The sequence below is a fragment of the Micromonospora sp. NPDC002717 genome (assembly GCF_040295705.1).
Taxonomy (GTDB): domain Bacteria; phylum Actinomycetota; class Actinomycetes; order Mycobacteriales; family Micromonosporaceae; genus Micromonospora.
On the sequence record NZ_JBEOVW010000012.1, the window covers coordinates 86,141 to 99,615 of the forward strand.

Sequence of the window (13,475 nt, forward strand, 5' to 3'; positions counted from 1 at the left end):
CCCGACCGCGGTCACAGGCCCGCCCCGAACAGAGGGAGCCCCTTGTCGTGACAACTGTCCTCGTCCCGGTCGCGCTCGACGTCCTGGTCGTGCGGGAGCCCGGCGCCGCCTCCGACTGGGCGCGTACGGCGCTGACCCGGCCCACCCCGCCGGCCAGCGGCCGGGTGCAGCAGGACGTGCTGCCCGAACCGTTCAGCGCGCGGCAGACCGCCCGGCCGCCCGGCGCGCACCTGCACTGGGGGCTGCCCGACGGGCTGACCCGCGGCGTCGCCGACGACACCGGCGCGACCACGTTCCCGCCGGTGCCCGACCGGTGGCTGGTCGTGCGGATCTCCGGCCCGGCGACGCCCGGTCCCCGGGCGGTGGAGGCGTGGCTGCTGCCGTACGCGGGCGCGGTCGAACCCGTCCGGGTGGACCGGGCGTTGACCGGTCCGACCCTGCCGGCCCCCGGCGCCGCGCCGAGGTCTCCGCTGACCGCGCTCGGCCACGGCGACCTCGGCTGGGCCGGCTACTACGACAACGTGACCCACCGGTTCGCCCTGCACGACGAGCTGGCCGGGGTGACCGGGCCGGTGGCGTACCTGGTGCTCGGCTGGTACACCGACCCCGTCCGCGACCCGCTGCACGTGGCCGGGGAGACGGCGTACACCGAGCGGATGGAGGACCTCGGCTGGGAGGTCCACCCGCCGCGCCGCGACGACCAGCCGGTGCCGGACCGGTCGGTCTACCACGCGGCGGCGGTGTCCATCGGCTGGCCGCAGCCGAACTGGCCCGGCGACGGCGGGCTGCTCGGTCGGGAGACCGACTACCGTCCCGCGCCGGACGCGGTGGCGGTGGCGCTGGGGGAGACCCTCGCCGAGGCCCTCGCGGCGCTCGCCGCCGAACCGGACGACCCCGCCGACGCGGCCCGCATGGTCGAGGCGCTGCTGCAGGGCGCGCTGTCCGACGTGACCAGCGCCGACGGGCCCGCCCGGCTGGACGCCTCGCTGCACCAGAGCCGGTTCGGCTCGGCCCCGGCGGCGGCGGGCAACGAGTACATCTGGCAGCCGGCGGCCGGCTCCGGCGGCGGGTCGTTCGTGCAGGTGGAACGGACCCGGCCGCGGGTCTGGCACGCGTTGGAGCCGGCGCTGGTGGTGGCCGGTGGCGGACGCAGCCCGAAGCACGGCGCCGACGGCCGCTACTCCGAGCTGGGCAACCTGCTGTGCCGGGTGGACGGGCAGACCGTACGCGGCTTCGGCGTGGCCGGCGGCGACGCCGGTCCCGGCGCGGCGGTGCTGCCGCCCACCCCGCTGGCCGGGCTGCTGCCGCAGTACGGCGTGCCGGCGGTGGCCACGGACCTGCTCGTCGAGCTGGCCAGCATCGACCCGGGATCCGCCCCCGACCTGGCGCTGGCCACCGACACCCAGCCGTCGCCGCTGGCCGCCGCGCGGGCGGCGTGGTGGGCGACGTTCGACCCGGGCGTGGGGGACCCGACGCGACCGCCGACGGGCGCCGTGGTCGACGGGCAGTTGCCCAGCCCGGTCGGGGTGACCCCGCCGAGCCGGCCGTGGAACCCGCTGCTGCTGGAGTGGTCGGCCACCTACCTGCCGACGCCGCGCGGTGCGCACGACTGGCCGCTGGGCGAGGTCGACCACGACCTGCCGCCCGCCGTGACCGAGCCGGCGCCGGAGACGGGCCGTACGCTGCGCGGGCGGGTGATGCTGTCGGCGTCGGCGGCGGCGCTGCTCGACGGCACGGTCGACCCGCAGGACGCCGAACGCGACCTGCTCTCCGGCGAACTCGTCGGGATCGCCGAGCAGTTGCGCCGCGACGCCACCGGCCTGGTGGTGGACGCCCCGAACGCCACCGACGCCGCACAGCCGCCACAGACCCCCCGCGCCGCGGACTTCGTGGCCCTGCGGGCCGGGTTCCTGCGGCTGGACCGGGCCCGCCTGGTCGACGGCTACGGCCGGTTCCTGGAGGTGCTCGGCCCGGACGTGGCGACGCCCGCGCCGGTGACGCACGGGGTGACGCTCGCCGTGCCGGGCCATCCGGACCTGGCCGCCCTGCGGCCGCGCTTCACCGCCCCGGCCCGGGTGCTGCTGCGCTTCGCCGACGCGCTCGGCGCGCCGCGCGACGCGGACGCGGGCGTCAGCCCGGTGTGCGGCTACCTGGTGCCGTCGTCGGTGGACCGCACGCTGGAGTTCTTCGACGACAAGGGCAACGGCTACGGGCGGCTGCGCCCCGACCCGGAGACGGTGACCGCGTGGGAGGAGGATCCGGGCCGCCCGGCGACGCTGGGCGCGCCGCCGAGCCGGTTCCTGCCGAACCCGCTGCTGGCCCGGTTCGCCGACCGCATGCTGGCCGCCGACCACGCGCTGGCCACCGCCCGGGCGGGCGGCCATCCGGCCGGCGGCGCGCAGAGCGCCCTGGAGTCGCTGCTGCGGGTGCTGGACACCACCCGGTGGACGGTGGACGTGACCGGCCGGGCCGGCGACGAGCACCTGGCGCTGCTGCTCGGCCGGCCGGTCGCGGTGGTGCGGGCGTACCTGAAGGTGGAGGTGGAGGATCCGCGGCAGCCCCCGGAGAACGCGCGCACCGGCGTCCCGGTGCGGCTGGGCACGCTGTCACGGGCGCAGGACGGGCTGCTGGCGTACTGCGTCGGTGACGACATGGACCGGCTGCACATCGTGGACCCGGCGGTGGCACTGCTCGCGCCGGGGCTGCCCGACGCCAGCGGGGCGGCCGCGCTGCCGGGCGCGGACCCGATCACCTCGCCGTACGTGGACACCTCCGGGGTGTTCACGGTCAACCCGGGGGTGCCGGTGCCGCTGACCCTGCTGATGGTGCCCGGCTCCGACGTGCACGTCACCGCGGGGCTGGTGCCGCAGAAGTCGGTGGGGCTGCTGCGGGAGTGGACGTCCTCGGCACTGTCCCGGCTGTCGCCCGCCCTGCGCTACGGCCCGGTCCTGCACGACCTGGAGACGACCCGCCTGCCGCTGCCGCAGGACGTACGCGGCTCGTGGCACTGGCACCGGCGCGCCGAGCCGGGCACGTGGCGGACGGACGTGGTGGTGCCGAGCACCCCGGACGCGTTGCTGCCGAACGAGCCGTCGACGGCCAGCGAGGGCTGGTTGCAGGTGGCGCTGGTCGCCGACACCGAGTACCACGACACGGCCGTGCCGGTGCGGGTGAGCTGCGTGCGCACCTCGAGTGGCACGACCGTCGCCCTGGGCGGGCACAACGGCGACGGCAGTCACTTCCTCATCCCGGTGCCGGAGGCGATCGAGCTGATGGGCAGCGGCCGGTTCGCGTTCTTCGTGCAGGAGCCCGGCACGGAACGTACGGCCATCCGGGTGGTCCGGCCCAAGCGCGGCCGGCCCTACCTGCGTACCGTCGCCGACGACGCGTCGCCGAACAACCTGGACAGCCTGCCGGAGTGCCAGCACGTCCGGTGAGGCGCTGACGCCGGCGGGGCGAGCGGCGCGCGGCGCGCGGGTCGCGCCGCGACCCCGCCGGCGCGAAGGGGCGGCTGCCTGCCGGCCGGCGGGCTGCTAACGTCGCGTCAGCGCGAGAGGCGCGTGATGACGGGACAGGGAGGTTGATGAATATGGCCGCCGTCGGCCTTCATCAGCATGCCCTTGTCCGGCCCGCGCGACGGTAGCGCGCGGTCCGGGTCGTTCCCACGACCAGGAGTGACACGTGTCTTCCTCTTCCTCATCATCCCGGACCGACCTGACCACCGACCGCCTGGTGCTCCGGCCCTGGACCACCGCCGAGGCCACCGCGGTCCTCGGCGACACCAGGTCCGCGCACTGGGCGGACGACTTCCCCGCCGACGGCGACCGCGTCGTCGCGGGCCTCTTCGACCAGCACCCCGCCTGGCTGGGCGCGTACGGCCACCGCCTGATCGTCGAGCGCGACAGCGGCCTGACGGTGGGCTCGATAGGCCTGTTCTGGCCACCCAGCGAGGGCATCCTCGAAATCGGATACGGCGTCGTGCCGTCCCGCCGCGGCCGGGGCTACGCCCCCGAGGCCACCCGCGCCCTGGCGGAGTTCGCCCTCACCGCGTCGGCGGTCCACGCCGTGACCGCCGACGTGGAGCTGTCGAACCCGTCATCCGTCCGGGTGCTGGAGAAGGCGGGCTTCCATCGATGGGCCACCGAGGGGAACCTGGCCCGGTACCGGATCACGAGACCGGACCACCACCGGCGGTGACCCGGTGGGCCGGCGCGACGACCCCGCGACGCGATGCGGGCGTTCGTCGCGCCGGCCCGTCCGGCGTGGATCCCTCGGGGCGGACGACGCCCGGCGCGCCGGCTGTGCCATCGTTGTCCTTCCATCCGGGACCGTCGGGTGCGGACGGCGCAACGACCCGACGGCGCGCGCCCGCGGCGGCAGCGGGGTAAGGGGAGGGGCGATGGCGGAGCAGCAGGCCGGGCCGCTGAGCGGCATCCTCGTCGCGGACTTCTCGCGGATCCTGGCCGGGCCGTACGCGACCATGCTGCTCGCCGACCTCGGCGCCGAGGTGGTCAAGGTGGAGGGGCCCGGCGGGGACGACACCCGCGCCTGGATGCCGCCGGTCCGGGAGGGGACGTCCACCTACTACCTCGGCGTCAACCGCAACAAACGCTCGGTGGTTCTCGACCTCGCCGACCCCGACGACCTCGACGTCGCCCGGCGACTCGTCCGGCGGGCCGACGTCATGATCCAGAACTTCCGCCCCGGCGGGCTGAAGCGCTTCGGCCTCGACTACGACGGCGTCGCCGCCGACAACGAACGGATCGTCTACGCCTCGATCAGCGGCTTCGGCACCAGCGCGGGAGCGGACCTGCCCGGCTACGACCTCATGGTCCAGGCGGCGTCGGGCCTGATGAGCCTCACCGGCGAGCCGGACGGCCCGCCGTACAAGGCCGGTGTCGCCGTGTTCGACGTGATGGCGGGTCTGCACGCGGCCCTCGGCATCCTCGCCGCCCTGCACCACCGCGCCCACACCGGCGTCGGCCAGCACGTCGAGGTGAACCTGCTCTCCTCGGCGCTGTCCGGCCTGGTCAACCACACCAGCGGCCACGTCGCCGGCGGCGCCGCGCCGTTCCGGATGGGCAACGCCCACCCGAGCCTGTTCCCGTACGAGCCGCTGCCGGCCGCCGACGGCGACCTCGTCGTCATCGCCGGCAACGACGGCCAGTTCCGGAAGCTGTGCGAGGTGCTCGGCCTGCCCGGGCTGCCCGACGACCCCCGGTTCCGGCGCAACCCCGACCGGACCGCGAACCGCGACGTCCTGCGCCCGCTGCTGGTAGAGCGGCTGGTCCGGCGCACCCGCGACGAGTGGTTCCGGGACCTGCGCGCGGCGGGCGTGCCGTGCGCCCCGATCAACACGGTCGACGGCGGCGTCGCCCTGGCCCGGGACCTCGGGCTCGACCCGGTGGCCACCGTCGGCGGGGTGCCGGGCGTCCGCAACCCGATCGGCTTCTCCGCCACGCCGCCCCGGTACGACCTGCCCCCGCCCCGCCTCGACGAGCACGGCGACGAGATCCGCGCCTGGCTGACCGCCGACTGAGTGGCCGGTCAGGCCCAACCGCGCCGCACGGTGGAGGACGACCCGGCCCGTCCACGCCACCTGCTCACCGAACCCGGCATGGGGCACCGGGTTCCAGCCCTGACGCCGGTCGCCGGCGGGTGACGGGGGGCGTCAGACCGGCGCGACGGAGAGCCGGGGGCCGGCGGGCGGCGGCGCGGCGGCCAGGCTGAGCAGCGTGTGCCCGGTGGCGTCGTCGACCACGGCGACCCGCACGGCGTCGGGCTCCCGGTCGGCCAGCGGCACGGCGAACACCGCGGTCGCCGGGCGGCCCCGGTAGCGCGCGGCGTGCCCGACGAAGCGCCAGTCGCCGTCGTCCCAGTGTTCCCGCACGTCCGAGCGGAGCAGCGGGGCCACCCGCCGGTAGGCGTCGCTGAGCTGGAGCTGCTGCACGGTGGCCAGCAGCGGTACGCCGGTGCCGCCGCGCAGCGGATGGGTCAGCCGGGCGCGCAGCCGGCGCAGCGGCAGCAGCCAGGCCGCGTCCAGCTCCGGCGAGAGCGCCACCACCGCCGCCAGTTCGGCGACCAGCACGGCGCCGCCGGCCACCGGCCGCCCGGCGAGTGCGCCCGCCCAGCCGCCGTCGGCCAGCCCCGCCAGGCCGGCCGCCGCCAGCAGCAGCCCGGCCCGGACCAGGCCGCGGCCGGAGACCGGGGTCGGCCGGGCGCTCAGGCACCCGCAGGAGGAGGTGGGGGCGGCGCGCCGGGCGTACGTCAGGTAGGCGAGGAACCCGGCCGTCAGGACGGTCGCGCCGACCGCCTCCAGAGGCAGCGCGGGCGGCAGCAGGAGCAGCGCGCCGAGGGCCAGCTCGACACCGCCGAGCAGCCGGTACGCGGGCAGCGCCCGGTGTTGCCCGAGCAGACGGGCGAGCGCCGACCGGCCGGCCGCCGCGGCGGCGTGCCGGCTGAAGAGCTTCACGCGGGCGGACCAGATCAGCACCGCACCGACGACCAGTGGTTGCAGCGCCGCGATCATGTCGATCATGTGTTCTCCATCGGCTGGTCCGACGGGCGGCCTCCGGGCGGTCCGCGGCCGCGGACCGCCCGGAGGCCGCGCCGTCAGGCGGCGGCGTAGACGGTGGCGATGTCGATCTCGTTGGTGTCCGGGTGCCAGGCGCCGAGCACCTGAACGTGCCGGCCGACCCGCAGCAGGGACATGTCGCTGACGGCCGGGGTGCCGTTGTAGACGGCGGCGGACCGGTCCGGCACGACGTGCGCGACGATCCGACGGCCCTTGTGGTCGAGGTGCAGCACGTTGCGGCCGACCGCCGCGATGTGCCCGTGCAGGTTGACGATGTTGACCCACACGGCGTCCGCGGCGAGCGTGCCGTCGGGCAGGCGGACGCCGCGGGCGTAGAGCCCGTCGCCGACGGCGACCCGGTCGAACGTGGTCGGGTGCAGCTTCCAGATGCTCGTGCCGTCGGTGATCCGGATCGAGTGGAGCACGGTGTCCGAGCCGGTGACCAGCAGCATGTTGCCGGAGATCGTGCTGATCCGGCCCTCGGCGAAGTTCGGGTCCGGCGTGCCGGGTTCGACGGTCGCGGCGTCGGCGGCGAACGCCGCCTCGGGGGCGAGCGAGCCGAGCCCGGTGGCGCCGACCACGCCGCCGAGCGCGGCGGTGGCGAGCAGCCGGCGGCGCCTCAGGGTCTGGTCCATGGGGTCCTCCCGTTCAGACGCTGTCGACCGAGCAGGGCCGCAGCCCGGTGGAGAGACTGGCGATCGCGCTGTACGCCGCGGGCGTCAGGTCGATGATCCGGTTGCTGCCGCAGGCCGAGCCGCAGCAGGTGCGCTCGCCGCAGAACAGGTCGGTCTGCGGGCCGCAGTCGGCGATGGCGGTGCCGACCCGGGCACCGTTGCAGAGGTTGGTGGTGTAGTGCCGGAAGCCGCAGCCGCGGCGGCTCATCCCGCTGATTCCGCACACGTGCGGGCGGGTGATGGCCAGGCACGCGTCCGAGGTGTTCGGCCAGGCGTGCTGGTAGTTGCCGGACGAACAGGTGCCGCAGGCACCACCACCGGCCGAGCCGCAGGGACCCCAGGCGTTGCCGCAGCAGAACCACGACACCTCGCCTCTCAGAGCAACCACGGGTACCTCCCCTCCAGATCCGATCAACAGCGAAGTTCATCGATATGAAAGGTGATTGTTGTGGCATAAATCATCGAAGTCAATGGATGGCCGGAAGGATTCCTACGTCCATCGTCGGCGGCCGGCCAGCGGGATCCGGAAGTGGACGGTCTGGTGGGTGTCGGTCCGGCCGTCGCGCGCGTCGTGCACCGGCTCGGCCACCGCCCGCCAGAACCGTTCGGCGCCGTCGATACGGGTGTCGGTGTGCAGGTACAGGTCCCGGTAGCCGGGTTGCCGGCCGACGAAGTCGACGGCGAGACCGACGAGGGCGCGGGCGAGCCCCCGGCGGCGGTGCTCGGGCCGGACGTAGACCCGGAAGAGCTGCGCGGTGGACTCCTCCGGAAAGCGCTCCGCGAGGGAGCGCGGGTGCGGTGGACTCTTCGGCGCCGCGGCGCGGACCGCCGTGGTGCCGACGACCTCGTCGCCCCGGGTCGCGACGAACAGGGCGTGCGGTTGCGGCGTCAGGTAGGTGCCGGCCAGGTCGATGACGTCGTGGTGCCAGTCGGCACGGTAGCCGTGCCCGAACTCCCGGTAGAACGTGTCGAGCATGACGCTGCGGGCCCCGTCGAGGTGCCGGCCGTCGGCCATCCGCACCTCGTACGCGCCCATGCCGTGTCGGTACTGCCGCATGGTCTCTCCCTCATCGTGTCGCCGCCGTCGGATCCGCCCGCCGCTCCTCGTCGTCCCGTTCCCGACGCTCCGGGGCGGCGGGCAGCAGCGCGCGGGTCAGCGGATGCCGGGCCGCGCCGAGCAGGGCCTCGGCCCGTCCCTGCTCGACGACGCGTCCGCCGTCGAGCACGACGATCCGGTCGGCGAGGCGGGCCACGACGTCGCGGTCGTGACTGATCACGACCAGCGCCAGGTCGCGGCGTCGACGCAGGTCGTCCAGCAGCGCGAGGACGCGCTCCCGGGCGTCGCCGTCCAGGCCGGCGGTGATCTCGTCGCAGATCAGCACGCGGGGCTCGCCGGCGAGGGCGCGGGCCAGCGCCGCGCGGTGCAACTCCCCGCCGGAGAGCCGGTCGGGCGTGCCGGCCACGGTGTGTTCGGCGAGGCCCACCTGGTCGAGCAGGCGCAGGGCGGTGCGCCGGGCCTCGGCGTCGGTGGCGTCCCGCAGGCGCCGGGCGGCGCGGGCGACCTGGTCGAGGACCGGGCGGTACGCGTCGAAGCTCGCCCGGGCGTCCTGGAACACGTACTGGACGGCCGCGAGGTCGCGCCGGTCCCGCCGGTCGAGGTGCGGGTCGAGGCGTCGGCCGGCGAGCGCGACCCGGCCGCCGGTGGGCGGGTGCAGCCCGGCGACGCAGCGCGCCAGCGTGGTCTTGCCGCTGCCGGACCGGCCGACCACGGCGAGGCACTCCCCGGCGGCGGCCGTCGCGCCGACGTCGCGGAGGACGGTGCGCCGGCGACCCCCGTGGCGGTGGGTGGCCACGAGGCCGGCGACGGCGAGCAGCGGCGGGACGTCCCGGCCGGGCGAGCAGCGGGTCGAGCCGGCCCGGCGGCTGTCGGCGGCCGGGCCCCGGGTCGGCGGGACGGGTGCCCTTTTCCGGTCGTGGTGGTCCCGCGCGGCCAGGACCTCGGCCGTCGGGCCCTGCGCGACGGCCGTCCCGTGGCGCAGCACCAGGACCCGGTCCGCGACGGCGCGGACGAGGGGCAGGTCGTGGCTCAGCAGGACCACTGCCATGCCGTGGCGGGCGAGCGCCGTCAGTTCGCGGGCGACGTCGCGGCGGGTGAGCGCGTCCTGCCCGGTGGTGGGTTCGTCGGCGACGAGGAGGACCGCCCGCGAGAGCAGGGCGTGGGCGATGACCAGCCGCTGTTGCTGCCCGCCGGAGAGCTGGTGGGGGAAACGCCGTAGGAACCGGCGGTCGGTGGGCAGGGCCATCCGGTCGAGCACCTCGGCCACCGCCTGTCGCCGGGCGCGGCGGGTCCGGCCGGGCGGGTGGCGCCGGGCGATCTCGCCGAGCACGGCGCCGACGCGGCGGAGGGGGTGGAGCGCCACGGCGGGCTGCTGGGGGACGTACCCGACGGTGCCGGCCGGGGGCGGCGCGCCGGCGGCGGCGGCCGAGCCCGCCAGCGCGATCCCGCCGGTGAGGCGGACGCCCGGCGTGGTTTCGCCGAGCAACGCCCGGCCGGTGGTGGTCTTGCCGCTGCCCGACGCGCCGACGATGGCGAGGATCTCCCCGGCGGCGAGGTCGAAGGACACCCCGTCGACGAGCCGCCGCTGCCCGGCCGTGGCGGTCAGCCGCCGCACCCGCAGGAGCGGCCCGCCGGGCGGTGGTCGCCGATCCGCTTCGGGAGCCTGCGGGCCGGGGCGGCGGTCCCGGCGGGGCGGGCGGGCGCCCCGGGCGGGCGGCCCCGCGTCCCCGGGCGGCGTCCCCGGGTCGGCGCGGGCGGCCAGCACCTGGTCGGCGACCAGGTTGACGCCCACCGCCAGGGCGACGACCAGCGCGGCCGGTACGACGACGGCCCACGGTTGCAGGAACAGCCCGGTGCGGTTGCGGTCGACCATCACGGCCCAGTCCGCGGCGTCGGGGGCGACGCCGACGCCGAGGAAGCTGGCCGTGGCGACCAGGTAGACCGCGCCGACGAACCGGACCCCGGCGTCGGCGAGCAGGAGCCGGCGGACGCCGCGCCCCACGTATCCGCCGGCCCGGCGCCACCACGTCTCCCGGTGCAGGCGCATCGCCTCCATCGCCGGTCCGTGGGCGAGCGGCAGGGCGGCGGCCCGGGTGACCCGGGCGATCTCGGGAAGGGCGATGAGCGCCACGACGCCGACGAGGGTGGCCGGCCCGGGCCGTGCGACGGCGGCCACCAGGATCAGCAGCAGCAGGGACGGCACGGCGAGGACCAGGTCCAGCGGGCGCATGAGGATCTCGTCGACCCACCGGCGGCGGGTCGTCGCGGCGAGCAGGCCGACGGGGACCCCGACGAGGTAGGCCAGCAGGGTGGCGGCGACGGCCACCAGGACCACGGACCGGCCACCGAGCAGCACCTGGTGTAGGACGTCCCGGCCGACGAAGTCGGTGCCGAGCGGCCCGTCGGGGGCGAACGGCAGACCGCGGGACGTGGCGTCGCCGGTCAGGGCGGGGCCGAGCACGGCGAGGCCGAGCGGCACGCCGAGCAGCAGGCTCGCGCCGAGCGTACGCAGCGGGGGCCTCACCGGACGGCTCCGGTACGCGGCGCGAGCCGGAACGCCACCAGGTCGGCGGTCAGGTTCACGGCCACGGCGGTGACGGCGACGAGCACGCACAGCGCCTGGACCGTGGGGACGTCCCGGGTGGAGACGGCGTCGACGAGGGCGGTGCCGAGACCGGGTACCACGAACACCGCCTCGACGACGATGACGCCGCCGAGCAGCCAGTCGGTGGTACGGGCGAGCTGCTGGGCCACCGGGGCCAGGGCGTGGGGCAGCGCGTGGCGCAGCCAGAGCCGACCGCCGGTGATGCCGAGACGCCGGGCGTGCCCGACGTGGTCGGCGCGCAGCGCGTCCACCATGCCGGCCCGGGTGAGCCGGCTGATCGTGCAGACGGGCCGGGCCAGCAGGACGAGCAGGGGAAGGACGAGGACTGCCGGCCGCGCCGACAGGTCGGCGCCGAACGCCGTGGGCGGCAACCAGCCGAGCTGTACGCCGAACCCGGCGACGAGCAGGATCGCCAGGGCGAACTCCGGCACGGCGTACAGGGCGACGGACCCGGCGGACAGCGCCCGGTCGAGCCGGCCCCCTTCGCGCCGGGCGGCGAGCATGCCGACGCCCACGGCCAGCGGCACCAGCACCGTCAGGGTGAGGGCCGCCAGCAGCACGGTGGCGCCGGCGCTGTCGGCGAGCCGCTCGGCGACCGGCCGCTGGGAGACCAGCGAGACGCCGAGGTCGCCCCGGAGGAGGCCGGTCAGCCAGTCGAGGTAGCGCTGCCAGGCCGGCTGGTCCAGGTGCAGGTGCGCGCGGATCAGGGCGATGCGGGCCGGATCGGGCTGGTCACCGGCGATCACCACGGCGGCGTCACCGGGCAGCGCCTCGGTGAGCACGAAGACGACGGTGGCGACGCCGGCGACCTGCCCGACGCCGAGCAGCAGCCGCCGGGCGGCGTAGCGGGGCAGGCTCACCCCAGCCAGACCTTGTCGAAGCGGGCCCAGTCGAGGGTGTTGGCGGGGGCGTCGGCCGAGACGCCGCCGACCCGTGGGCTGGTGGCGACGAGGAAGTCGGCGAAGCCCCAGATCAGGAAGCCGCCCTCGGCGTGCAGCATGCGCTGCATGTCGCCGTACGCCTGCCGCCGGGCCTGCTCGTCGGCGCTGGAGACGGCCCTGGCGTAGCGGGCGTCGAAGTCGGGCCGGGCCCACCTGGTGGCGTTGGTGGTGGAGCGGGTGAGCAGCCGCTGGGAGATGTGCGTCTCGATGGGCATGGCGCCGGAGCGGTACGACGCCAGCACGCCCGAGCCGAGGATGTCCCTCCAGTAGGTGTCCTTGTCGCCGATCCTCGGTTCGACGACGAGGCCGGCCTTCCTGGCCTGCTCGGCGAAGACGCTGGCGGCCTCGACGAAGCCGCTGGCCACCGGCGCGGTGTCGAGCGGGATCCGCAGGCCGCGGGCACCGGCCCGGTCGACGAGGAACCGGGCCCGGTCGAGGTCGTGGGAGCGCTGGGCGATGTCGTCGGCGTAGTACTGGTAGCCCTTGCCGAACAGGTCGTTGCCGATCTGCCCGGCGCCGGCGAGCACGGTGTCGACGAGCTGCCGCCGGTCGGTCAGCAGGAACATGGCCTCGCGCAGGTCGCGGTCGTCGAACGGGGGCCGGTCCACCTTCATCGCGAAGGACTGCATGGTGCTGTTCGGCATCCGCGTGACGGTCATCCGGCGGTCGCCGGCGTACGTGCGGGCGGTGGTCGGGGTGACGTCGTGCGCGTAGTCCACCTGGCCGGCGAGCAGGGCGTTGACCCGGGCGGACTCCTCGTTGCTGGTCAGGTACTCCAGCTCGTCGAGGTGGGCCGCGCCGTCCCAGTGGTCGGCGTAGCGCCGCAGCAGCAGCGACCGGCCCGGCCGCCAGGTGTCGAACGTGAACGGACCGGAACCGACGGGACGGTCGAAGGTCTCCGTGCCCTCGGGGACGATGTAGGCGCCGAAGGCCGCGAGGGCGTTGGGGAACTCGGCGAAGGGTCGCTTGAGGACCAGTTCCACGACGCGGTCGCCGACCGCCCTGCTCGCGGCCAGGTCGATCATGTCCAGGCTCGCCCTGGCGCGGAAGGCCCGCTTCGGGTCGGTGATGCGTGCGTAGCTGTACAGGACGTCGGCGGCGCGTACCGGCCGGCCGTCGTGGAAGGTGGCCTGGCGCAGGGTGATCCGCCACCGGGTGAGGTCGGCGCTGGGTTCCCAGCCTTCGGCGAGGCGGGGCCGGATGGAGACGTCGGGGCCGTAGTCGGCGAGCTTGTCGAACATGGCCTTGGCCCGCGACGCCTCGTTGAACAGGTTCGCCAGGTGGGGGTCGAGGGTCTCGTTGGCGCCGCCGCCGGCGAACGCCGCCCGCAGCCGTCCGCCGCGCCGGGGCCGGCCGGCCGGGGCGGCGGACGGGCCGGTGTGGACGCCGCAGCCGGTCAGCGCGACACCGGTTGACGCGGCGGCGGAGAGGGCGGCGGCGCCGAGCAGACCGCGGCGGGTCAGCCTCGGCGTGGCGGTGGGCGAGAGGGCCATGTTGGCGGTCCTTCCGGAGGGAGGGGAGTGGCGTACGAGCTCGCTGAAACGATAACGGTTTCCATTTGCATCCTGCCGGGAGGGTCGCCGGAGGTATGGCATTGCACCTGCATTGCGAACGACGTACGGTG

The 13,475-nt window shown here is 75.9% G+C and carries 10 protein-coding genes; 3 read left to right on the forward strand and 7 right to left on the reverse strand.

Features of this window, described 5'->3' with window-relative positions:
• Window positions 1-47 precede the first annotated feature (47 nt).
• The 3 genes from ABT006_RS19400 (at window position 48) to ABT006_RS19410 (ending at window position 5,539) form a co-directional block, all read left to right on the forward strand.
• Window positions 48-3,437: a DUF3892 domain-containing protein gene (locus ABT006_RS19400; protein ID WP_350708155.1), complete on the forward strand. Its 3,390-nt coding sequence runs from the start codon at window positions 48-50 to the stop codon at window positions 3,435-3,437.
• Window positions 3,438-3,681: 244 nt separating this feature from the next.
• The gene (locus ABT006_RS19405) at window positions 3,682-4,197 is read left to right on the forward strand and encodes a GNAT family N-acetyltransferase (RefSeq protein ID WP_350708157.1); all 516 of its coding nucleotides are present in this window, start codon (window positions 3,682-3,684) and stop codon (window positions 4,195-4,197) included.
• Window positions 4,198-4,399: 202 nt separating this feature from the next.
• On the forward strand, window positions 4,400-5,539 hold the full coding sequence (locus tag ABT006_RS19410) for a CaiB/BaiF CoA transferase family protein (RefSeq protein WP_350708159.1): 1,140 nt from the start codon (window positions 4,400-4,402) through the stop codon (window positions 5,537-5,539).
• Window positions 5,540-5,671: 132 nt separating this feature from the next.
• On the opposite strand, the gene ABT006_RS19415 is transcribed toward ABT006_RS19410, so the two are convergent.
• The 7 genes from ABT006_RS19415 to ABT006_RS19445 all read right to left on the reverse strand — a co-directional run bounded on the left by ABT006_RS19415 (window position 5,672) and on the right by ABT006_RS19445 (window position 13,344).
• Window positions 5,672-6,538: a MauE/DoxX family redox-associated membrane protein gene (locus ABT006_RS19415; protein ID WP_350708161.1), complete on the reverse strand. Its 867-nt coding sequence runs from the start codon at window positions 6,536-6,538 to the stop codon at window positions 5,672-5,674.
• 74 nt (window positions 6,539-6,612) lie between these two features.
• Window positions 6,613-7,209 carry a cell wall protein gene (locus tag ABT006_RS19420; protein WP_350685971.1) on the reverse strand — a complete coding sequence of 199 codons (597 nt, stop codon included), beginning with the start codon at window positions 7,207-7,209 and terminating at the stop codon, window positions 6,613-6,615.
• 13 nt (window positions 7,210-7,222) lie between these two features.
• Complete coding sequence (locus tag ABT006_RS19425) at window positions 7,223-7,636, reverse strand: RlpA-like double-psi beta-barrel domain-containing protein (protein WP_350708163.1); 414 nt, start codon at window positions 7,634-7,636, stop codon at window positions 7,223-7,225.
• Between the two features lie 102 nt (window positions 7,637-7,738).
• Window positions 7,739-8,305 carry a GNAT family N-acetyltransferase gene (locus ABT006_RS19430; RefSeq protein ID WP_350708165.1) on the reverse strand — a complete coding sequence of 189 codons (567 nt, stop codon included), beginning with the start codon at window positions 8,303-8,305 and terminating at the stop codon, window positions 7,739-7,741.
• Window positions 8,306-8,315: 10 nt separating this feature from the next.
• Window positions 8,316-10,829 carry an ABC transporter ATP-binding protein/permease gene (locus ABT006_RS19435; protein ID WP_350708167.1) on the reverse strand — a complete coding sequence of 838 codons (2,514 nt, stop codon included), beginning with the start codon at window positions 10,827-10,829 and terminating at the stop codon, window positions 8,316-8,318.
• Window positions 10,826-11,770, reverse strand: a complete 945-nt coding sequence (locus tag ABT006_RS19440; RefSeq protein WP_350708168.1) for an ABC transporter permease — start codon at window positions 11,768-11,770, stop codon at window positions 10,826-10,828. The genes ABT006_RS19435 and ABT006_RS19440 overlap by 4 nt, the downstream gene beginning before the upstream one ends.
• Window positions 11,767-13,344 carry an ABC transporter substrate-binding protein gene (locus ABT006_RS19445; protein ID WP_350708170.1) on the reverse strand — a complete coding sequence of 526 codons (1,578 nt, stop codon included), beginning with the start codon at window positions 13,342-13,344 and terminating at the stop codon, window positions 11,767-11,769. The genes ABT006_RS19440 and ABT006_RS19445 overlap by 4 nt, the downstream gene beginning before the upstream one ends.
• Window positions 13,345-13,475: the final 131 nt, after the last annotated feature.